The sequence below is a fragment of the Aquimarina sp. KJ22-3 genome, from assembly GCF_055808215.1.
The window spans coordinates 477,043-501,898 of sequence record NZ_CM147859.1; the positions used below are offsets into that span (position 1 = coordinate 477,043).

12 protein-coding genes are annotated in these 24,856 nt (G+C 36.8%); 3 read left to right on the forward strand and 9 right to left on the reverse strand.

Annotation, left to right across the window (positions count from 1 at the left end; all coding sequences use genetic code 11):
• Positions 1-93 precede the first annotated feature (93 nt).
• Both AC0L3Q_RS02170 and AC0L3Q_RS02175 read left to right on the forward strand, forming a co-directional pair.
• Positions 94-768, forward strand: coding sequence for a hypothetical protein (locus AC0L3Q_RS02170; RefSeq protein ID WP_473284713.1), 675 nt, complete (start codon positions 94-96; stop codon positions 766-768).
• 27 nt (positions 769-795) lie between these two features.
• Positions 796-1,341, forward strand: coding sequence for a 3'-5' exonuclease (locus tag AC0L3Q_RS02175; RefSeq protein ID WP_473284714.1), 546 nt, complete (start codon positions 796-798; stop codon positions 1,339-1,341).
• A gap of 31 nt (positions 1,342-1,372) precedes the next feature.
• Here AC0L3Q_RS02175 and AC0L3Q_RS02180 read toward each other — a convergent pair whose 3' ends face one another.
• The gene (locus AC0L3Q_RS02180; protein WP_473284715.1) at positions 1,373-2,308 is read right to left on the reverse strand and encodes a LysR substrate-binding domain-containing protein; all 936 of its coding nucleotides are present in this window, start codon (positions 2,306-2,308) and stop codon (positions 1,373-1,375) included.
• Between the two features lie 109 nt (positions 2,309-2,417).
• Between AC0L3Q_RS02180 and katG the strand changes: the two genes are divergently transcribed.
• Positions 2,418-4,724: a catalase/peroxidase HPI gene (katG, locus tag AC0L3Q_RS02185; RefSeq protein ID WP_473284717.1), complete on the forward strand. Its 2,307-nt coding sequence runs from the start codon at positions 2,418-2,420 to the stop codon at positions 4,722-4,724.
• A 95-nt stretch (positions 4,725-4,819) separates the two neighbouring features.
• Here the strand turns inward: katG and AC0L3Q_RS02190 are convergent, their stop codons facing one another.
• The 8 genes from AC0L3Q_RS02190 to AC0L3Q_RS02225 form a co-directional block, all read right to left on the reverse strand.
• Positions 4,820-9,427 (reverse strand): ELWxxDGT repeat protein, encoded by a 4,608-nt coding sequence (locus tag AC0L3Q_RS02190; RefSeq protein ID WP_473284719.1) that lies wholly within the window; start codon positions 9,425-9,427, stop codon positions 4,820-4,822.
• 357 nt (positions 9,428-9,784) lie between these two features.
• Positions 9,785-11,317 (reverse strand): hypothetical protein, encoded by a 1,533-nt coding sequence (locus tag AC0L3Q_RS02195; protein WP_473284721.1) that lies wholly within the window; start codon positions 11,315-11,317, stop codon positions 9,785-9,787.
• 23 nt (positions 11,318-11,340) lie between these two features.
• Entirely contained in the window at positions 11,341-12,159 is an 819-nt protein-coding gene (locus AC0L3Q_RS02200) for a hypothetical protein (protein ID WP_473284723.1), read from the reverse strand.
• 56 nt (positions 12,160-12,215) lie between these two features.
• A complete protein-coding gene (locus AC0L3Q_RS02205; protein ID WP_473284725.1) occupies positions 12,216-12,641 on the reverse strand; it encodes a hypothetical protein in 426 nt (141 codons plus the stop codon).
• Between the two features lie 2 nt (positions 12,642-12,643).
• On the reverse strand, positions 12,644-13,750 hold the full coding sequence (locus tag AC0L3Q_RS02210) for a glycohydrolase toxin TNT-related protein (protein ID WP_473284727.1): 1,107 nt from the start codon (positions 13,748-13,750) through the stop codon (positions 12,644-12,646).
• 12 nt (positions 13,751-13,762) lie between these two features.
• Positions 13,763-19,258 carry a fibronectin type III domain-containing protein gene (locus tag AC0L3Q_RS02215; RefSeq protein WP_473284729.1) on the reverse strand — a complete coding sequence of 1,832 codons (5,496 nt, stop codon included), beginning with the start codon at positions 19,256-19,258 and terminating at the stop codon, positions 13,763-13,765.
• Between the two features lie 31 nt (positions 19,259-19,289).
• Positions 19,290-20,639 (reverse strand): PKD domain-containing protein, encoded by a 1,350-nt coding sequence (locus tag AC0L3Q_RS02220; protein WP_473284730.1) that lies wholly within the window; start codon positions 20,637-20,639, stop codon positions 19,290-19,292.
• Positions 20,640-20,645: 6 nt separating this feature from the next.
• A complete protein-coding gene (locus tag AC0L3Q_RS02225; RefSeq protein ID WP_473284732.1) occupies positions 20,646-24,725 on the reverse strand; it encodes a T9SS type A sorting domain-containing protein in 4,080 nt (1,359 codons plus the stop codon).
• Positions 24,726-24,856 lie beyond the last annotated feature (131 nt).

Genomic DNA, 24,856 nt, shown 5'->3' on the forward strand with positions numbered 1-24,856 from the left:
TACTTTTGAAGCATCTGAATAATATTTATGTTGTTTTTTAGGTAACGATACCTCTTAGTACAACATAAACAGGTGAAATAACGATACAATATCATGAAAAAAATAGTATTTGTCACCTTACTGTTTAGTGCCCTAATGCATGGACAGTCTAAGTTTATTGAAATAGAGGTTCGAGATTCGATACGGATACAACCTTTAAGTTTTGAATATCATATAGTGGTAGATGACTCCAGGATTGTAAGATACGAAGAAGATGGTACCAGAAATGATAAAGAGGCAAGAGTAAAACTCATCGAAAAATATAAAGAGCTCGGCGAATTTTTGAAAACCAAAGGGTATCAATTTAGGAACCTAAATAGGGACAATTACGAAATTATGAGCTATGTTGGCTTTGCAAAAATGGGATATGCAGTTATTCTGAAGAATGCCAATGAACTTGATCAATTATCTCAAGAACTAAAATATTTAGATTACATAAGAGCGTCCTTGGGGGAGTTTGAACTGCCCGACGAAGATGAACTTGAAAAACGATTATTTAAAAAGCTATTAGACAAAGCCCAACGCAAAGCAGAAACCATAGCAGAGCTATCTCAAATGAAGCTTGGCCGAATCCTTGAATTCAGAGAAGTACCAGAGATTGATAATCTAAGTTTTAATATTATGGATATCTACGTAGCTAATAAGATGAGAGGGGAATTTGATAGCCAAAATGGAGATCTTTTGGCGCAAAGATGGAAAGCTATAATGGTGAAATATGAGGCCAATTAGCTTTTGATAAATTGAATTTGAATAACAATGAACTACATTATATTAGATCTGGAAGCCACCTGTTGGAAAGATCGAAATACAGAAAAACAAAACGAAATCATAGAAATAGGGGCAGTAAAAGTAAATGCTGAAGGTAAAATTACAGATGAGTTTAATGACTTCGTAAGACCGAAGCTACATCCTATATTGTCAGATTTCTGTACAGAACTCACCACTATTGAGCAGAGCGATATCGATAGCGCAGATACTTATGATAAGGTAATAGAACGGTTTAAGAACTGGATCAACCTTAGTGAACCCTATTTGCTATGCAGCTGGGGGTTCTATGACAAAAAACAATTTCAAAAGGATAGTGAGTTGTATGGTCTTGAAACAGGTTGGTTGGAGCAACATATCAGCTTAAAACATCAATTTGCCAAGATTAAACAACTAAAAAGACCCATAGGCATGGGTGGTGCCTTAAAAATGGAAAAGTTATCGCTGGAAGGTACGCACCATAGAGGGATTGACGATGCCCGAAACATTGCGAAGATTTTTATCAATAATCTAAGGTTTTGGCAGGTAAATCTTTAATATGGTTGAATAAGATCGTAAAAACAGTTTTTTAAATAGGTTTTACAATTTTAAATTGCTCCTTTTTAGGAATTAAAGGAGTAACCGAAGTCTGTATAAGTCTGGTTAATTCTTCGCAAAGTACTTTTTTAACAAAAAAATTGTGAGTTACCAGTCCAATAGATCGTACCGGAACAGGATCTTTAAACTCAGTAATCCGGGACTTTTCGGTATGATTTAGCATGCTGTTGGCCAAAAAGGGCAAAATAGTAATCCCTTTTCTGGATTCTGTGATGCGTATAAGGCTTTCCATAGATCCGCTTTCAAATTTGAAATTACCATGAGTTTTCATGTACTTGGCAGATAATTCGCAGATATCATATACTTGCGTTCTTAGGCAATGCCCTTCTTCTAATAAACACATTTTTGAGAATTTTAAATCTGGAGGAGAAACTTTGGATTTTGTGTGTTCATCAGTGCAGTCATAGATTAAAAAGGGTTCTTCAAATAATGGGTATTCTGTTAATTCCTTGTGTTTTAAAGGGAGGGCCAGAATTCCAATGTCAAGATTTCTCTTTAATAGTTGTTCTTGTATCTGACTTGTATTTAATTCTCGAACACTAATAGTAACCTTCGGAAAACGCTCTACAAAATCAGTGATAAAAAGAGGAAGCAAGTATGGGGCAAGGGTAGGGATGATTCCTATTTTTAGAGTACCGATCATTTCACCTTTGATTTCTTGAATGACATTGGTAAGCAAGTCGATTTCGTTGACAATAATCTGTAGTCGTTCAATTATTTTTTCTCCTTCTTTAGTGACCGTAACCGGTTTGGTTTTACGGTTGAAGATTTTAATCCCTATCTCATTTTCAAACTTGTTGATCATAGTGCTCAATGTAGATTGTGTCACAAAGCACTTTTCGGCTGCCAATTCAAAATTTTTGGAATTCACAACTGCTAATACGTATTGGTATTGTTGAATGTTCATATGTAAAGATAATGATTATTTACATCATCAATAATTGCATTTATATATTAGTTTTTATCAATGGTAAATATTTAAGAATTTTACAATCCAACTATTAATTTATCACACAATGAAAAAAACACTTTCCAGAATTTTGATGGCTGTAGGCGCCTTGGCGATCACAGCAACGATTGTTCTATTCTCCTCATTTAGTAGTAATGAAGGAAAAGTAACTAGCGAATCCGAAAAGGGCGGTTGTCCTTTTGGTTTTGATAAGCTCGCTAAATCTACAGGTACGGTAACTAATGGTAAACCTAAGTCTAACAGAGATTGGTGGCCTAATTCACTTGATCTTACTGTACTGCGTAAAAATGCAGTGTTATCAAATCCGCTAGGAGAAGATTTCGATTACAAAAAAGAGTTTGAGAGTTTAGACTATTTTGCGCTCAAAGAAGATCTAAAAACCTTAATGACCGATTCTCAAGAATGGTGGCCTGCAGATTTTGGTCATTATGGAGGATTGTTTATACGAATGGCCTGGCACAGTGCAGGAACCTACAGATCTGGCGACGGTAGAGGTGGAACAAGAGAAGGAAAACAGCGTTTTGCACCACAAAATAGCTGGCCAGATAATGCCAACCTTGACAAAGCAAGAAGGTTATTATGGCCGATTAAGCAGAAGTATGGACAATCAATTTCTTGGGCGGACTTGTTTATTTTGGCAGGTAACGTGGCCTATGAGTCTATGGGCTTCGAAACCTATGGTTTTGCAGCAGGTCGTGTAGATACCTGGGAGCCTCAAACCGATGTGTACTGGGGATCTGAAAAAAAGTGGTTAGATGATGAGCGATTTTCTGAAGATAGAGAGTTAGAAAAACCACTAGCTGCAGTACAAATGGGACTGATTTATGTAAATCCTGAAGGTCCTAATGGAAACCCCGATCCAGCAGCCGCGGCAAAAGATATTCGGATTTCTTTTGGTCGCATGGGAATGAATGACGAAGAAACCGTTGCACTTATTGCAGGGGGACATACAGTAGGTAAAACCCATGGTAAAGCTTCTGAAGAACATATCGGTCCAGCGCCCGAAGCTGCGGGAATTACAGATATGGGATTGGGTTGGAAAAGCAATTACAAATCAGGAAAAGGTCCAGACGCTACGACTTCTAACCTGGAGGTAATTTGGACAGAAACACCAGACAAATGGAGTCACGGTTTTTTTGAAGGATTATTTGAAAATGAATGGGAGCTGGTTAAAAGTCCAGCAGGAGGACATCAGTTTCAAGCCGTAAATCCTAAAAAGATGTATCCAGATGCTTTTGACCCTAATAAAAAGCACAAACCTACCATGTTGGTCACAGATGTTGCTTTACTTCATGACCCATCCTACAGAAAAATATCCGAGAGATTTTACAAAAACCCAAAGGAGTTTGAAAAGGCTTTTGCCAAAGCTTGGTTTAAACTTACCCACAGAGATATGGGACCTAATACAACATACCTAGGGCCTGAAGTGCCGAAGGAAAGTTTTGTTTGGCAAGATCCCATTCCTAAAGTAAATCACACACTGGTAAATGCAAAAGATATTGCATCGTTGAAAGCCAAGATTGCAGCATCTGGTTTAAGCAATAGTGAATTGGTGAGTACCGCTTGGAATTCTGCAGCTACCTACAGAGATTCGGATCGTAGAGGAGGTGCAAACGGAGCCAGAATTAGATTAGAACCAATGGTAAACTGGGAATCTAATAATCCTAAACAATTAAAACGTGTTCTAGCCTATTATGAAAAAGTGAAAGCAGATTTTGATGCGAACAATGGAGATAAGAAAATCTCTATAGCAGATCTAATTGTTTTGGGTGGATGTGTAGGTGTTGAAGAAGCAGCAAAAAAAGCAGGATATGAAACAAAGGTTCCTTTTACACCGGGTAGAATGGATGCTTCGCAAGAGCAAACGAGTATCGAAGGAATGGAGCTGCTAAAACCCATGGCCGATGGGTTCAGTAACTACCAACAAACGGAGTATACACTTACTACAGAGCAGCTGTTGGTGGACAAAGCACAATTGCTTACCCTTTCTGCTCCAGAAATGACGGTCTTGGTAGGAGGGATGCGTGCGATTGGCGCAAATTATGATGCCTCTGAAACGGGTATCTTAACAAGCAAAGCAGGAACGCTAACCAATGAGTATTTCAAGAATTTATTAAGTATGGAGTTTGAGTGGGAAGCTGTAGATGATAAACAATATTTGTTTAATGGGTTTAAAAGAGGAACAAAGGATAAAGTATGGACCGCAACAAGGGCCGATTTGATTTTTGGTTCCAATTCTGAACTAAGAGCCTTATCTGAAGTGTACGCAAGTGATGATGCCAAGGAGCGATTTGTAAAAGATTTTGTAGCCGCCTGGAACAAAGTAATGATGTTAGATCGATTTGATATCTAGATATATTCTCTTAAAACAACAATTAAATGGCTTAAGAATACTATTCTTAAGCCATTTTTTATGTTCAGGATGCACTTTTGCAAGATATAACACTCCTAATTTTTGATAAACTTCTTGATGATAGGATTATTCCCAAAATCGAAAAATGAGATTTCTAGCATATATATTCCAGAAGGCAATGTAGCTATGTCTATAACATCTTCTTCAGAATAATTCACTATTCTTTTTACCAATCTTCCGTTCACATTATAAATCGATAGGCGATTGTTTTGTGGGATTTCAGCAATTTGAATTTGATCTACAGCGGGGTTAGGGTATAGCGTAACCAATCCAAGGCTTGGAGCTACCACAATTGCTTTAGTGATTTCAAAATCGTTGGATACAAAAGTAATGTCGTAATTAGCATTATCTAATGTTCCCTGGTTGATGGCGTAACGTCCTGCATCTTCACCCGGAGTTCTTTCCAAACTTCCGTTCAGGATATCATCTGCAACTAGATTTCCTGTGGTTATGCTGTAGGTGAGTACCGGATCAGCTGTGCCAGATACTTTGCTCTGACCTGCATCTGCGGTTACCGTTATGGGTCTTGAAAACACAGTCAACGTCTGAAATACCGAAGCAGCAGCATTATAGTTTCTATCACCAGCTTGGCTCGCCGTGATCGTTGTACTTCCTGCTCCAACAATGGTTATGAGATTTCCTGAAATGGTTGCAACCGAGGTGTTAGAACTCCTATAGGCAATTGCTAATCCAGAATTGATGGTAGCATTTACTTCGAAATCCTGGTCTCCATAGGTTACATCAGTCAACGGATTAAAGGTAATGATTTGATCTACTTTGGTAATTTCAAAATCAGCAGATACAAAAGTAATGTCGTAATTACTATTTTCTAATGTTCCCTGGTTGATAGGGTAGCGTCCTGCATTTTCTCCAGCTGTTCTTTCTAAGCTTCCGTTAAGAACATCGCCAGTAACTATATTTCCGGCAGTGATACTATATGTTAGTAGAGGGTCAGTTTCGCCAAATACTTTGCTCTGACCAGCATCTGTAGTTAGGGTGATCGGTCTAGGGATTACAGTTAAAGGTTGAAAAACCTCCAACGCAGGAAGGTATGCTACATTTCCAGCTTGACTGGCAGTAATAGTAGTTGTTCCTACTCCAATGATCGTTACTGTATTTCCTGAGATCGTAGCTACCGAAGTATCAGAACTTGAATACGTAATATCTAATCCAGAATCGCTTGTTGCGGCTAAATTAAAATCTGCATCCCCATACGTTACATTTGGCAAAGCATTAAAATTGATGACTTGTTCTGATTTTCTGAATTCGTAAGCTCCAATATCGATGGTAGCTGTGGTATTTACATCTCCATCAATGATACGATCATTTCCTCCTAGATCGATTGATAGGGTATTTGCTAAATTGTTTCCAGCGTCTACCAGTACAGAATTTCCTTGTAATGTAAAATCGTTATTTGCAGCATCTTTGAAGAGAACATCTGTAATTGTGGTTCCATCAATATTTCCGGTTCCGGTTGGGTTTTCTCCTTTCAAATAGCTGTAGGTGGCATTCAAGGTTCCTGTACTTGTTCTTGTGGTGTTATGGTTTAGATCATGATTTCCTGTTACTACAGTGTTTTCTAAAGAAATATTTCCGGCGTGATTTCCAAAAATTCCATATAATGGGTCCTGAACACTATTGTTGACCACAGTACAGCCCACGAAGTTCATAATCCCCTCTTCTGCATAAAAAACATTGGTGATTTTACCTTCATTTCCGTAGAACAAACAATTTGTAAACTGATTGTTGTTTCCAGAAAATTGATAGACAGCTCCACCATCCTCAGCGCGATTGTTTCTGATTATACAATTGACAAAACTATTATTATTGGTATTTTTTAGAAAGATCCCTCCACCTTTTGAATCTTGGAAAACATTAGAATTAGAGTTGTATTCTGCATATCCATTTTCAATAATAAATCCATCGATTAGTGCATTGTCGGTATTGAGCAGATACAATATGGTGTTTGAATTTCCTAGGATACTATTAGGAACACCAATATCTCCGCTTAAAATGGTAGTATTGTTTACCCAATCTCTTTCGGTAAGGATAGTTTCTGTCCCGTCAAACCCTCCGTATATTTTGATGTTATCTCGAATAGAAAAATGATCATATCTATTCACCCCTGGTTGGTAGGTTCCTTGTTGCACCCATATTTCTTCTATACTTGAACATTCATTAGCCAATTGTAAAGCATGTTGTAATGAGGTAGCTTCTGCCCAGGAATTTCCGTAGTTGTTTGCTGATCCTGTTGAGGTTACATACAGTTTGTTTGAAGTAATTACACTACAATCAAAAGGTTCGTAGGCCCAAATTTCCTCTCCATATTTTCCGTCATCTGCATTGAAGAACAATTTTCCATTAGACACTACCATATCATCTAGTGAAGATCCTCCTGAACCAGGACGCATATCTGCTGCAAGACGGGTACCTTCTATAGTACCATCGGTAACCCATAATTCTGATCCCCATATACCATCATTTGCACGGAAATATAGATGATCTTGTAATACAGTAAGTTCACTAACACCACCAAAACCTCCTTCTTGTATGTCGATGACTAATTGAGTCCCGGCTTCGGTACCATCACTTTCCCATAACTCCGCCCCATGAATCCCATCATTAGCTTTAAAATATAATTTACCATTATAACTTACCAACCATTGCGGAGAGGACCAAGAAGTTGATGGGTTAATATCCTTTACCATTTGAGTCCCAGCTTGGGTACCATCGGTCACCCATAATTCTCCACCATGAACATTATCATTAGCCTGAAAGTATAGTTTGTTATTATGAACCGCAAATTCTCTTGGATTAGAACCAGAATTTCCCGGTATAATATCGATGGCTAGTTGGGTTCCTGCTTCGGTACCATCACTTTCCCACAGTTCATTTCCATGAACCCCGTCATTTGCAGTAAAATAAATTTTATTATTAAATGCTATCAGCTCTTTGGGATAGCTGCTACTTGTTCCTGGTTGAATATCTTTTACTAACTGTGTCCCAGCTTGGGTACCATCGGTCACCCAAAGTTCATATCCGCTAATGGGATCATTCGCCTCAAAATACAGTTTATTATTCAAAACCACTCCGTCATCTGGATAAGAACTTGAGTTCCCTGGGCTGATATCCTTGACTAAATGTGTTCCAGCTTCGGTACCATCTGTTTCCCAAAGTTCACTTCCTGTAACTCCATCACTGGCTTCAAAATACAGTTTGCCATTTATTACACCTAGCATTTCTGAAACATTTCCACTGCTACCGGACCAAATATCTTTTACGAGTACTGTTCCCGCTTCAGTGCCATCACTTTTCCATAGTTCATTACCATAGATATTATCTCTGGCTTGAAAATATACTTCGTTATTATAGTCTATAAAATGTCTCGCATTGGATGAGGTAGTGCCTTGTTCAATGTTATAAAATTGCTGTGTTCTGACTTCGGTGCCGTCACTGCTCCACAATTGATTACTGCTATTTTGATCTGAAGCCGAAAAGAATAATTTATTGTCGAATACTGTCATATGTCGAATAGAAGAGCTATTGGATCCTACGTAAATATCTTTTACCAGTTGTGTACCAGCTTCGGTACCGTCGGTGACCCATAACTCACTTCCCTCTGCATTGGTATAGGCTGAAAAATATAGGTTACCTTGATAAATGGTAAACTCATCAAAATAAGAATTTCCCGACGGGTTAAAATCCTTTACTAATTTTGTTCCCGCAGATGTACCATCCGATTCGAAAAGCTCTCGACCAGTAAGTCCATTATTGGCTTGAAAGTATAATTTATTATTAAAAACAGTTATTTCGGATAAATCTGAATTTCCTGTAGGGTTAATTTCCACAGCTAGTTGTGTTCCCACCTCAGTACCATCACTTTCCCATAGTTCATCATTGTAACCACCACCAGAAGCGGAAAAATACAGTTTCCCATTATAGACCGTTAAATTCCTTGGATTTCCAGAGTAATACATAGTTGGATCGATGTCCTTTACCAATTGAGTTCCTGCTTCGGTACCGTCTGTTACCCATAATTCTGTTCCTAATGTTCCCTGACTCGCAGAAAAATATAGTTTTCCATTATATTCTGTAAAATTATTCGGGTAAGCATCACTCCCTGCATTGATATCTTTTACCATGTAAGTTCCAGCTGTACTACCATCACTCACCCATAATTCTCTTCCATGTACACCATCATCGGCTTGAAAATATAGTTTTCCATTAAAAACAGTGATGTTATTAATTCCAGAATCGTTTGGACCTGGATTGATGTCGGTAATGCGTTCAGTACCTTCAGCGGTACCATCGGTCACCCACAATTCTTGACCGGTAGCATTATCATCCGCCCGAAAATATAATTTGTTATTCAGAATGGTTAAGTATCGCGGAGTAGAACCAAATCTTCCCGCGTCTATATCTACTAATAGTTTTGTTCCCTCTGGTGTGCCATCTGTTTCCCATAATTCATCACCATACTCATCATTTTCGGCACTAAAAATGAGTTTTCCGTTAAATTCGATTAAATTTTCGACATCTGCTCCAAAGCTTGAATCCGTATTGACGTCTTTTACCAAATAGGCTTGTTGGGCAGTTAAATAGGTACTGAAAAATAAAATGAAAAGAAGTAAAAATGGTCTCATCGGCTAATACTATTTTTTGGTGTATTTGTGGCTATTTTATTCAAGTATGCATAACTGATACAGGTATAAACCTGAATACCCTAGTTTTTTAATGCTATTTTTTGATAAAAAGTAATGACGATGGCGATCAAAGGCGCCGATTCGGTATGAGCGGTTCATGTAGTATGCAGTTATAGATTTGGGAGGGTAAAATTAGTAGTAGGAAACTCATTTAGCTAATAAATTACCCCTACAAACATCCCTACAAAATTGATTTTAGTGATGGATTAATGATTATTTGATGAGATAAGGAGTAAAGTAGGTATGCAACATGAAAACTTTGATAAGATTTTATAAAAATAGGTTCCCAAGCCCTATTTATTCGTCCAGTACTTTATGAAATAAATCGGCCAACCTTATTTCTATGTAGTCAATAATTGTTTTTTCAGATGCCTGATTTTGATACATCTCAAAAACCTTTGAAGCATGTTGTTTTTTAAAAGAACGAATATCATCATTTGGATTTTCAATGTCTTCCGGTTTTAGATTCCATTTTAGTAATGATTTTAACAACTTCGAATGAGCTTTATATCGTTTTTCTAGTATTTTTTGACGTTCAAGATCCTCTGTGTTTTCCTCTTCAGCACTATTAATTTTACCTGTTAGCACTGTATATTCATCACGAATTTGGCGATCTATTTCTCTGGCCTCTTTTATTAACTTCAGATATGCTTCATACATTTTTTCGTCGTAAAATGATATAAAATCAAAGTACTCATTCAACGATTTAAGATAGGTGAGCGCTATTTCTTTATATACTTTTTTATCTTTTTCCTGCGTTTCGATTAATTGATCTGTAAGTTTGGATAGCTTACTTTTTTTATCGGTAACAAGATGGGCAAAACCTTCTTTTTCTGGTAAAATGATCAGTTTTGGAGTAATTGCCTTAGGGATATTCTCATATCTGTATTTTCTATATTGAATTTTAATAGTGTCGTTTTCTTCTTTTGGGGCTTTAGTTTTCTTTTTGAAATTAAGTTTAGGTTTTTTTAGGCCAAATGCATAGTTATAAGAAAAGGTTGCGGTAAGCTCACTTAGGTTATCTGTCGTATTACTTTGTCTAAAGAGCTGTATAGCATTAAGGCTAAAATTATGTTTTTCTTTTAGGATATAGCTGATCGTAGCTCTCAGGTTTACAATATTTGTACTTGAAGTTCTGCTTTTTGTGCTATTGTAACTTGCAGACAATCTTGTGTTTAATGTTTTTTCTAGGTAACGTTTTCCAATACCCAGGGTTGGTCCCCATGTCGTAGACTCTTCTCTCCCAATAGTATTGTATGTACCGTTGATCGAAGTATTTATAGATAGGTTTCTTTCTGAAAAATTTATAGTATGAGCAATGTTCATATTATGAAAAGTAGAAGCGTCGCCTAATCGAACGATTCCTCCTTGTTCATTAAAAACATCATTAAGAGAATAGTTTGTGACTAGATTTTGCCGAGCTGTTTTTTTGTCTGAAAGTAAATAGTTTACGGTTAGCGTTGCGGTCTGGGATAATTGTCGATAATCTAAATCCTCTACTTGTTCATCAAAAATATCACTATCATTAATTTCATCAAACTGGTTGGGTTTAATGTTTGTGAAGGTGCTAAAATTTGAATAGGCTCCGGTAATGTTTAATCTTTTTGATAGCGCCAGACTTGCATTCAAGGACCCAACCGTCCGATTCGTATTATTAGCTTTTAGATTATCTAAATCATCTCTTTGATAACCAATGTTTAATGCTAATGTTAATTTGTTTTTGAAAAAAGTATTAGTCACATCCAAGGTTATATTTTCAAAATCATTGTTAAAAAAATAAGCTCCTAGGGTTTCATAACCTGGGTCTATACGTTCGTATCCTAACCCCAAATTTACTTTACCTACAACGTACCCTAATCGGGTTTTGAGAGCGCTATAATATTCTGTTGAAGCCCGGTTGTTAAAAAAAGGGCAATAGGGGACACCCTAGAGGGATTGATTTTTTCTGCTCTTGTGTCTTTTGTTATTGCTGTGGTGGCATACTCGGCTTGAATATCAAAGTTATTCCCTAATTTGGCGGTACCTTCTATACTTACCACGAGATTTTCTTGAGGTAGTACTCCTTTCTCTTCTGGAATTGTGGTTAAAGAGTTGATATCGTCTTTTGCATAAAAGCCAATAACCCCTAGGGTATATCTTTCCTTTTGATACTGTGCTTTGATACCATACCCCATTCGATTAAAAGCAGGAATAGTTCGAGTGTCTTCATCATCTTCTGTGGCTCTAAGTAAACGCCCAGACATGGCACTAATTTTAAGAGGGCTTGATGGGGCGAGATCAATACCACCTCCTGTAAATTGATGTCCATTAAGAGTGTAAGGAGAGAAAGTCATGTTTACATTACCAATATGGCCGGTAATCCACTTGTATTTTGGATGAAGGCTCAAACGATTAAAATCAAAGGGTAATTGATAGCCCAGATTTTCTCCTTGGTTGGAAAAGCTATACGAGATAGGTATTGAAAAACTATAAATATTTACATTCAAAACTCCTTGCAAAAAGTAAGTATAAGGTTCTCTACTTTGATTAAGGTTTGAATTATAGTATACACCACTGGCAGAGATTTGACCACTTAGTTTAAAAGGTTTACTATTGGTTATAGTTTCATAGTCCAGCGATTGTGCATGGGTAATAGTGGATAAGAGCAACAGTATGTATACTAGCTTTTGCAAAAGGTAACAATTATACTTTCCTAAATGATAAAAGAATGGTTTGCGGAATCGAAGAACTAAAGTAATTTAGTAGTTTCTGGTATATTCCATACCCCCGAAATTTTACAGATTTGTTTACCGGGTTGACTTTCTCCACAACCAAAAACAACCATATGATCACTATTACAATTTTTACAAGAAGTTTTGAAGTAAAGTGTAGGTAAATTAAGGACTAAATATTCTCCTAGGTATTCTGATTGCCTTATTGATTTAGATGCCATGCCAGAATCCAATATTATCGATTCGTCAATCAATTTATTTCTGTAAACTTCAAAGAAAGGAAATCCAGTTTTATAAGGTTCAATTTCTATTTCATTTTCAGTTTTGCAATTTCTGCAGACGTAAAATGTTTTTGCACTAGGCTCTAATTCTGTATTTATAAATTTATCTTTTCCGTAAGATACCGGTTTAATTGAGTGTATTTTTTCTTCTATTCTTTTCATAACTAGTCTTGTATTACATTACCAACTTTATCCGAAAATTTTCCGCTAGGAGAACTTATGATGGTTATTTTAACATATCCTTCTTCCGCCAATCTGTTCCAGGTCTTTGGATATCCTGTGTTAGGATCAATTGGTATTTTCCACATTGCTTGTCGTCCTAGACCAGGTTGGCCAAACCATGGAATTACATCGGCATTTTGAGAACCGAAAGGTAAATCTCTAAGGACCTCTATTTCATAATAATAATCATATTTACTTTGTTCATCTCGTAAAGCTCTTTGAGGAAAACTATAAGGGCTATTGTTAATTATTGGACTCGTAAATTCACCCGTTAAGATTGGATTGCCGTTACTGTCAAAACCACGTCCCCCTCCATAGCGATCAAACTTTTGATTCTTCCTTATCCTTACATTATCAACAATATTGAATCCACCTCTAGCTGGAGGCCAACTATCATTTAAACCATACCTATTAAATAGGTTTTCTAACTCAATCCAATTACGTTGTTTATACAGGTCAAAGGCTCTATTTAAGACGTCTTGACTAGCTCCTCCGTTAATTGTAGATGCAAATTCATCAACATTTCTAAAGAAGGAATCTGTAAGATTATCACTTTTCCATGCATTATAACCTCCGCGATAATTAATAATTTCATCATAGTGCCTAGAAACAAGTTGTATCTCATTAATATTTCCTCTTACAGCCTCATCAACTCCAGCTTCGTCCAATACTCTCCAACTATCGACGAACTGTGCATCTAGATTTCTTACAGTACTATTTGAAGTATACCCAAAATCATTGGCAAAATCTACGACCTGACGATGGGTAAAGTTTATCATTTTGTCCCTTACCTCGTCGGCGACATTAGCATAAAATCTGAGGACATTATTGTTAGTACGAGCGGTTGTTGACCCTACCACTTCATGCAAGGCTCTAAACTTCATAAAGCCATCTTCATGACTGCCAATAAACCTTTTGAATTCGGGATTTCCTGGAGCTTGTAAGATCGTTGCTAGATCAGAAAACCAACAACTATCCTGACCAAGATTTGTATTGATACTAAACAGGACTAGAAATAGAGCACTGTATATTTTTATTTTATTCCACATAATTGGTTTATTTTAATTGCAACGGCCTTGGGTTGGATTATTTGTTCTAAACTTTAACCAGCCTTCAAAGAATTCATCTCCTAAATCATCTAATCGATTGATATTCTGAAAATCTTCATCAAAAATTCTTCTTAGTTCATCAGTAGGTAAGCTATTGCGCATTTTCTGTGCAGGTGTTTGATTAATTACTCTGCCACCTCCGTAAGAACTTTGTAAATCAGTCTTCATGCTAGGAGGTATATCCAGACCATTTATTTCATTATCCAAATCTCGCCTTAATGCATCTAGATCTGCACGATTAGGAGCATTGACAAAAAATGCGGGTAATGAAGTGACCAGAGCAGTCATTTGAATTTTGAAACGTAAATCCGGATCTATAGCATCTGCATTTAAGGCAGTAACTACTGCACTTGCACTTGAAGCAGCAATATCACTGGCCAGTATAGTTTTGGCCGCATAGTGCCCGGATAAACGAAATATTTTTACGGTACCACCAACAACAGGAACAACCACAGATGCTACATCAAGAGCCAACATAAATGTGTTCCATCCAACTGTGGTTTGATTGGTTTCGCTCATGGCGTAAGCCTGAATGGCTGGAAGCAACAAAACCTCTCCTTTTTTGAGGGGTTGGCCTAAAAAGTTAAAACTACCACTTACATAAACTAACACCAGATCATCATAATTATAAACACCTTTTCTTATTTGTGGTACTCTAGATCTACCACCGTGATCGATCATCTCAGAAACAACTACTTGATTTTGTTCGAGTTGAGCGCTAAAATTTTCAAATTGAAAAATATCGGCTTCCAATTGAAGCATTTGGGAAGGATCAATCGAGGGAATATCTTTAATGTCAAAAGCTCCACTAGGTAGTTGTACAATATTTCCTTGGCCTGTAACCATAATCTGTGTACCTAACCAAAGACAGAACATATTAAAGTCACGATCAAAGGAAAACCTTCTTTCAATATTTTTCAAACCTATGGTTTCAATAGTACTCAAAACAGATCTATCATTTTTGGTATAACTATTAAGTACTTTAGTAACACTACTTACAGATGCTGGTATAGTATGAGATTGGTTGTCAGTAGCAATTGTTGAAGTATAACTGCAATCTGGATCAAAGAAACTTTCTAAAAATGAAGCCCTGGTTTCCAAATTCAAGTTCCTAAGTGTTTCTGCATTTTCTTTTTCATTAATATGGCGGATTACCTCTGCAATATTGTCGCAAGTCACGGTGCCTATTCTATTCCAAAAGGCAGCATTGTTTTCGTTACTTAATTCCAGATACTCAATAAATTCATCATAGAAAGCTTTTAAAAAATCTGTGGGATTTCTTTCAAAATTGATCTTATCCCAATTATTATCTCTTAAGTATTGATACCAATGCACATATTCTTCGAGATAATTATCGACAATTCTATACTGACCACCTTCAAGTACAAATCGGTTCTGGGCTTGCCTGGTATTAAAAATCGGTACTATCCAGGAGAATTGCCTGGGTGTTATTTGGAATACTCTTTTCATTGGAGTATTGGAGGTAATAGGAGTTTGTCTAGGGTGATTGTGATTAAAATCAAGAATCAAATGATCCGAAATTGTAAATGCAATAAACTGTTCTCGATGTTGAAGTTTTAACTCTGCAATATCATAAACCAACTTAAAATCATTAATAGCTGAGGTTATGTTTGTATCTTTTAGCATCTCCACAAACAAACTTAAAACGCCGGGGATTTGTGCCTTTTGATAATCAGTCTGTTCACTTAAAGAAGTCAAACCATTATTTAAAGATTCTAGAACAATTCCTTCTAGTGCATCGAATTTAAATTTTATAATTAGATTGAATATTTTCCACTTTTCATCGTTCGACAAAGAAGAAATCATTTCTGATAAACGATAGATAAAAACACCATCTTTATTTTCTGAAATTTCGGGGAACCTCTCATTGACAGTTCTTGCAATCGTATTACCAATAGGTAAACCATTATTAATTTCTAGAAGTTGACGCATTAAAACCCTCTCTTGATCCAAAGGGATTAATTGCATTAATTTCATAATAGCCCTTTCTGTTTGCTGCGGTGTACCAAAATCAATTTGTAGCATAGCGATGGTAAGTAATTTAGATACTTCTTCGTAGGTCAATTCTTTTAATGCGCATTGATTGAGATTATTAATATATTCTATCATATCAAGATTTGAGACCAACTCCATATTTTTAGAAATGCTAATCTCCTTGGCCAGATCTTTTAACAAAAACACCTCGGGTATCGCAATATTACCGCAGTCATCAGCTGAACAACCGGCTTTACCTACAAAGGATATTCCTTGGGGTAAGCTGTTTTTTGAAACATTCAAGTTTAGTTGAATCTGGTTATTGTTTAAATAGTTTTGCCTAATGTTTGTGAATGAAGCCTGATAAATTTCATTATCCTCGCAACTACCTTTATGCCAATACAATTGTATAATTCCAGTATTTGATGCTTCAACTATATTAGAGTTTCTAATATCTTCGAAAAAATAATCTCCTCTGCCTGGATCCCAAGTGTACAATCTATCATTTTCAAAAATGGCAAAAGCGGCTCCATTACTATAGGTTGGAATTTCTTCTGTAAAAACAATACCACCCTCTCCTTGATAGGTGATAGGATATCCGTTTGGAGCTAGTACTGAAACCGTCAAAGCAGCATCTTCTTCATCTTGAAATAAGTACAGTCGAAATTCAGGATTATGGATTTGTGACCAATCAAAATGCGAAAGTCTTAATCCACTTCCGTAATCCATTAACCAATCGGTACCTCCCGGGGTAGTACCTAATTTTTTAAAAGGGTGTTGTAATGCAAATGCACCATGCCCTAATTCATGCCCCAACGTTCCTGCCAATGAAGATTTTCCTTCTTCTTGTTGGGAGAGGTTGCTAGAAAATACGAAACCAAATTGTCGTTTTAGCGGCATAAATCCAGCAACGCTAGATCGACTAGGACGTACGTCATCACCAAAAACAAAAACATAATACGATTTGCGATCTACGAGGCGACTTGCTTTAAATTGATTGATAAGTGTTTTCTGATCGCTTGTATAATTAGAAAGATTTCCAGTTTCGCCAACACCAATCTCAGTTTTATCAATATTTATGTTTCCGGCAATATTAAGGTTAAACGTAACCGAAGCTTGTTTAAATATTTTGTTGAGTTGCGACCCCAAAACATCTGAGGCAGGCAAGTTAGCTCCGTTAACGGGTATAACAGTGACATTAACATTTTTATTAGCTAAGTGCCACTGCGAGAATACTCCTGCAATTTTCTGTTGATCATTGTTGTTTTGTGGCTGTATCGTAGCATAAATATTTTCATGCTCAAAAGTGTAGTATCCCTTTAGTTGAAGTGTGATGATATTATCTTGATAGATTTCATAATCTATCTTTTCTCCATGGACGGTTTTTATTACCAAATCACTAATCTTAAGATTAGGATCAGTAATGGTTACTTTTGCGCGTATGATATCGGTATCTCCATTTCCCACGGATTTATTGATAATATTGTAGGCATTTCCTTGAGCATCTTTAATCTGCTTGTAATAGTTCCCTAGCTTAGATTCCTGACCAGTTGGTATTTTATCAAATCCAAAGGAGTAATCATTGTACTCCAAGAATTCTACTTTAATGCCTTGAGCGGTGAGTTCAGTAACTTCGCCGCTACTATTTACACCATCAGTATTTTGAGTGTTTATTGGACCACCTGGGGCCATTTGCCCACCTTCCCTAATATTTCCGTCAGCATCTACATGAAAAATATCTCTGGAGCCATCGGGATTAGTATCCATAATGGTCACATCATCTCCTCCAGGATATTCTATAGTTGCACCACTGGTAGGGTTAGTAATCACAATACTACCATCGTCTGCAATACTTATATGTTCTATGGTAATATCATAATCAAGATTGATATTACGTAAATCATTATCTCCCTCAAAAACATCTAATATTTCATTTACAGAGGCCAAACCTCCCCATTTTTGATCATAGTCAGTTTCTACTTTACCATCGATCAGTTGATAATCTGTATTGATTTTTATGTTATTGAAACTTACTTTAATTCTCGTGTCGTTTAAGTATGGTACTACGATATATCCCCACCCCGAAAATGTTTTTTCTTGTGCTAACCCTTGGTTTTCATTTTCAATTTCTGTTGGGTTTTCATCTTCATTAGGCTCTTTAGGGATAGTTGTAGTGTAGGTTGTATTCCCTTCTGTGATAGCTTTTATGGTGACAGGAAAATCTCCCGCTGTAAAAGTTTCATTAATCACCAATTGTTGAATAGATTCTTGATTTGTGATTTCTATTTCGGGAGTGATACCGCAATTGTATACCGTTTCATTTTCAGAACCGGGTAGGGTAGTAGTAAATTCATAAACCTGGGAGTAGGTGAATGGACCATCTTGCAAGCACTGACCTCCAACTCTTAACTCATACGTAGTACCAGGCTCTAGATTATAAATGGTAGTGTATTGATTCTGAGTGCCAGCATTAAACCAGGTACTGGTATTTCCATTCTTTTTTCGATACTGAATATCATATAACTTATGGTCAATACCTTGCCAGTATATTTTTTCGGTTGTTGGGTTTTTTGCTTCTGCCAAAATTGCCGCAGGCTCTGCACAGGTCCTTGTATATAGAAAGTGATGAATCTCACTAAATCCGTCATTTTTAAAAACAGAAGTCTCGCTAATTCCGTCATCGACAATAGCTCTAACTCTCCAACCATACATTTTGTCTGGCAACAAAGGAGGCTCTGCGGGTCCATATAATAAAGTGGTTGCAAAGGTAGTGGTTTGATACAATGGTCTGCTGGCAAGAAAGGCAGCCTGTGGGTCCATTTGGGTATCCCATAACTCTGCTAATGCAAATTCATAAGAAACATTTGTGGCATTAAGGTTTCTGGGTGTCCATTGAAAAATAATATTTTGTGGTTCTTTATATAATACTTGTTCTCCTCGATTGGGAATGTTCAGAAAAGGAGGATCATTTAACACCAGATAAACTGGTACACAAGTTTTACGAGAAATTCGTCTTCCTGAAAAAACATCAAATACTTCAAAGCAGAATTGATACAAGCCTTCTGGTAGAGGATTAGCATATTGTTGAGGAGATATTCCCAAAAGATTCTGAAAGGAAAAATTAGCTTGCAGATCTAAGTTTGTTAATCGCAGAGGAACACCTCCATCCAAGAAAATAGGATTTGCACCTACCAAAACATCATTGTTTTGAACAGAAAGTCCAGCGTTGTTTTCTAAGAAGAATTTTATCCTTACTTGTACGTTGGATTCGCTAATATCGGTAAACAACAAATTAAGAATTAGCTTTTCACTTCCAGAGGTAGCATACTCTGAAAGATTTAAGCTGTAAGGAGGAATAAGCTGGGGGCTTACTTGGACAGGAAACACCTGTGCATGTATCCAAATAGGGATACAGAGTAAAAAAAATAGCAGTTGATTTGTGTATGATCTCATCTCCATGTACTTTATTTTCTAGATTACAGTTCTAAACACCTTGCTTTTGTACTTTTATGTCAACAACGATGTAGGAATTTTGCCCATCCAGAACGAATTGCTTTATTTTTATCGCGCCTTTTCTACCTTCTTGTGTTTGAAAAAGAACTATGCGTGGGACTTCTTGATTATCAAAACTTTGTAATCCACCAGGTGTTTCGGTGATTACAAGATTTCTAAGTTGAGTGTCGTCTTGTATTTCATCAAATTGTTCTACTGAAAGTGATGCCGTACAATTACAGAGTTCTTGCAAGTTAATCACTCTTGTACGCTTACCGTTTTGAAAGGGTTCAAATGTGGTTTCTGATAACTGATCCGGACTCACGAATCTATTTCTTGTAAATCCTTCATTCAATCCAAAGAAGACCAAGTCAATACTTCTTTCAAGTTCATTAGTAATTTCGTCGCTTGTATAAACAAGTCGATTCGAGATGCTGAAAAAACTTCCTACAGTATTTGATGTATGAGCGGTATTGATGCCAAGCCTAACATCGTTAAACACTCGTAAGTTGGTATTGGGGAATACTTCTATGGTTTTTGTTATTACTTCGGTGTTTTTGCTGTTCGAAGCTGTTAGTGTTATTGTCTGTATACCAGGTTGGTCAAAAACTACTTCAGGATTCTCATCATTAGAGGTTTGAGGAGTTGCATTGCTGAAACTCCATTGAAATGAAGTAGCACTTATTGAATTATTTTCTAACTGAATTTGAACAGGGACTTGATAATCATCATCTTCGAAAGCGGGTTGATAGGTAAAGTCCGCAAATAACAATGGAGCTACTGTAATTGTTTTCTGAAGTTCATAAGTTTCTCTACCATTGGTTATAGTTAAGGTAATTGAATGTTCGCCAGGTTCTGTAAAAACTACTTCTCCCGGATCCCTTTCTGTGGATTCTGAAGGAGTTCCTCCTTCAAACAGCCATAAATATGAGGTAGCGCCTGAAGACCTGTTCACAAACGTATAGGAAGCAGGAGAAAAGTTATCGGTCGTTTCTTGAATTTCAAAATCTACCTCGACCGGATCATCTATTCTTATTTCAATAATTTTGGCATCCCGAGAACCGTCTTGGTTTGTCCCTATTAATTCTATATCATAAACACCCGGAGTTTCATATACTATTACTCCTGGATTCCGATTTATTGATCTTGAAGGAGATCCTCCTGTAAATCTCCACTTATAGTTTTCTGCTCCATTAGTTCTGTTGAAAAAAACTATTTGTACAGGAACAGAAAAGTCATCATTAAATACTTCTAAATCAAAATCGACTATAACGGGAATAGCTTCCTCTTTTACACATCCCCAAAAAAGAACCAAAATTGTTATATACGCGATTGTTCTCATATGCTCCTATTGAACGATTAATTTTCGAGTTTCAGAACCATAAGGAGTTTCAAGAAGCATTAAGTAAACCCCTGTGGACATGGATAGAGAATAGTCAAGTAGAAATTCTTGATTATTACTTTCACTACGTTCGTTCATAGTAGCTCCAGACACAAGGTCAATGATTTTTATCTTGATATTAGAAGTTTCTTTCAAACTGATTTTTGCATTGAAATCTCCTGCACTTGGGTTCGGATATAAAATAAACTCTTCGATAAATCCTCTTTGATTTGTATTTGTAACCTGTGGGGCGTCTATGGCGGGTTGTACCAAAATGGTTTTTTCGAAGTCCAAAAAACAATCTCCCTGGTAAGATCTCATGTTAATATCATATGCACCTTCTTGCTCAAATCTTACAACTAATTCTTCATTTGATTGTGAGATAATTTCTACTCCTTCTGGAACGTTCCAGTCAACAGTTTCACCAATAGGATTACTAACATTAATTAGAATTACGTCTTCGTTGGTGTAGGCTTGTGTAGTGATGTAAAAATTAGAATCGATCGGCCTGTCAAAAGTTTCTACGTTCACTTGTCCTACTCCCATACACCCAGATCCATTAGTGACAGTAGCGGTATAGGTCCCTGTTTGTGTTAGATTTACTATACTTTCAGAGCTTGTAAAACCATTCGTACTGGTCCAGGAATAAGTTGCATTGGGATCATCAATGCTAATATCTAGTTCTAAGGATTGATCATTGCATAAGGATCTGCGTTCAACCATATCTATAAGCAGTGGTTCCGGATTTTCTAGAGTAGTTTCATAAAATGCTTTGCATCCAGTAGCATCTGTGATTTCAATCCTATAGATGCCCGCTGATAAATTTTGTAAACTGTTGGATGTGCTTCCCGTATTCCATAAATAGGTATACGGTGCTTGACCTCCTGTGATGTTTAGGTCGATTTGACCGTCATTGCCTTCAGCACAAGTTGGAGATTCTACAGCTACAGGCTCAATGGTAATTGTATTGGGCTGTTCAACAGTAATTGTGCCTTCAACCTGGCATCCGTTAGCGTCAACAATGAAAACAATATAAGTTCCTGCTATCAGATCGTCTATGTTCTGCGTAGTTGCTCCGTTACTCCATTCGTAGGAGTAAGGCGGGACACCACCGGTTACCAAAGCCTCCAGGGTTGCATCGTTTCCTCTAGAACAGGTAACATCATTTTTGAGAAAATCTACAGTTAATTGTTCTGGTTGAGGCAGATATGAAGTCACATCATTGGGTTGAACAATTTGATAGTTTAAAGAACCATCTGCTTCTATCAGAGTAGAATATGTTCCTAAGGTTATTCCGTTTTTGTCGGTTACATTGAGCGAGTAGTATGTTGCTGTATCTAAAAAATCAATATAATTGTTGTTCGTAGATATCTCTTGCCAACTCCCATCGTTTAATTGTATTCTCCAATGGTAGAAATATGGGAGTAAATCTCCATTGGGATTAGTAGGTACTGGTTCGCTATAGTCTGGGTTATCAATGTCAAAAGGAACTCCTCCAGTAACGGTTGCCGTTAATACTCCATCTTGGAATTGATCGGGGGTACCGTCAAAGTTAGTATCTATGTTATTACTGTAAGCATTTGTAGCATTACAAGAAATAGGAGTCGTTTGAATGCTTATTTCTATAGGCGGAGGTTGAGTAAGAATAACGGATTCACTGGTCATAGTACAACCATCTTTGTTGGTTGCGCTAGCATAATTAGCATCTCTTGCTGTGAGTGTATATTCTCCCTCTCCAACGCTATGTAGCGTTACCAAATACCCCTGACCTTCATTGTAGACGGTAGTTGTAGTTGTTATAATATTATTATTTTGATCTCGCCATTCAAATTCATAAGAATTATTATCGAAAGAAGTACCCCCGGTAATGGTTGCAATAATTCTTCCATCTGTAAAATTATATGCCAGTGGATTATTTAAAACTTCGGTGCTAATAAATAAGGGAGCATCTGGTTGAGTTATTACTACTTGTTGTACGATTTCTTCTCCGAGTTCAATTTCTCCGTCTATCACTGCTTGCCTCTTTGCTACGCATCCATTACCATCACGTATCTTGATATCATAAGTATCCGGGAAGAGATTTTCTAGAATATGGGATGTCTCTGACGAAAAAGGCAACCATTGGTTCTCCTCCCAAGTCTCGTTTTCTGTTTTGATTAGGTATTCGTAGCCTCCAATACCACCTGTAGCATTTATAGTAATCGAACCATCTTGTCCTCCAAAACAAAATACATTCACCGCATTATCCGCTGGGGCTTCCGTAAAAGCAACGGGAGCTGGTCTGCCGATTGCAAAAACTGCAGTTCGATCTGGACCACCAGTGTAATAGGGTTCATTATTATTTACACCAATCATTTCTAATGAAAAATCTGTAGTACTTGGGGGTAGATTATCTATTATTATCTCATTGTTCTCTCCAAAAGCATCAATATTGTTTAAATTGGCAACAACTGCTCCATCTGGAGTGGATAAATCAGATATCGCAAAACCAAATAAGTCTCCACTCTGGAGAGGTCGGTCAAAAGTGACCGTTAGAGATCCGTCCTCAGTATCATAGCAGCTTACCGGAGTTGTCGATATTTCAGTAATTCGAGGTGCTGATTTTCTAACTTCGTATCCTATAAGGTTTTGAGTTCCTACATTATCACAGGCAGAGGTTCTAAAGAAAATTTCTCTACCAATAATGGATTCATCAAATAAATCGGCCAAAACGATTTGGCGAGTAGAATTTGATGCACCAGGTAAATCAATCCAATTAAATGGAGGGGTCCCTTCTAAAAAACTGTATTGCCAGTTGTATACACTATTATTAAAACCCTCTTCTGCAATTAGCGAGAGTTCATCTTCGTATCCTATAATGTTGTTTTCTGTAGGCCTTGAAATTTTCGGTAGTGGAGTAATTTTATAGTCAAACGAAAGTATTTGACGTACTTCATTTCCTCCAATGTAATCATTACTATCACTTTGTCTTCTATAAAATGAACCACTATCGCAAGGATCCACATTAAGGTTTATAGTGTAAGTTCTTCGAACCCTTCCTCCCAAACTTCCTCTACCACATCGTCTTCCTCCAAAAATCCCGAAGTTTACTCTATCTTTACCATACATGTATACATCTATTCGTTCAACTACCCCTTCTAGTATAAATTCTCTATCAGCCCTGGGTCCAGTACGTTGATTTCTATGCCTTATGAATCTTTGTCTAGTACCATCGCTGAAATAGGCAGTTAGGCTAATTTCATCCTCACATCTACCGTCATCAAAACGTGCGTAATAATCGTAGTTATCGATATTGATTTTTGTTAACTGACCGTATTCTCTACTTCTTTTTCTAATGATATTAGATGTCCCGTTTCCATTGCAGGATGATAAACGGAAAGAGACCTCTTCGCCAATAACTGACTGATCCAAAAAATCAACCAATCTAATATTTAAATTCCGGTTAGGAGATCTAGGAATGTTGCTCCAATTATTTGTGTCATTTAGGCTATATTGCCATTGATGAGAATTCTCATCAAAACCTTCTGTAGCGTTTAAGGATAATAATTCTTCATATCCTATGGTATCATCATCAATATTAAATGCACCATCTAACGAAATAGTGGGTACAAGAATAACTTGATAATTGAAGGAAAAAGATTGCGTTATTTCTTGTCCGTAAGTATTGGTATGGGCAATGTTACTAATTTGACAATTATTATTCTCAATAGGTATTTCATAGGTTTCATTAATGATCTCATCGCCAATAAAACAACCAAAACCAGAGTTTCCTCTTCTATCTCTGGCATAAGCGGAAACAACTAATCTGTCCACTGTTCCTGACAATTGATATTCTTGATCCTCTGCAGTGGTATCACCAGTTGTATTGTTTACAAATGTTATTGGCGCCTCTCCCGTACTGAAGTAAGCAGTAACCCTTAAGTATTCACTACATCTACCATTATTAAATTGGGAGTTATATTGGTAATCGCTAATTCTGATGCTAGTTTGTTGTGCAAAAACAATACAGGAGAATAAAACAAATAGTACCGTGATTACATTTTTCATATTCGCTTTCATAGTTAAAATTCTATTTCCTTGGTTTTTATAGTTGAATGACTACCGTTAGTAGTAATTGCCTTTAGATGATATACATAAATGTTATTCGGAGAAACCGATCTATCTTCTATTTTATTGAT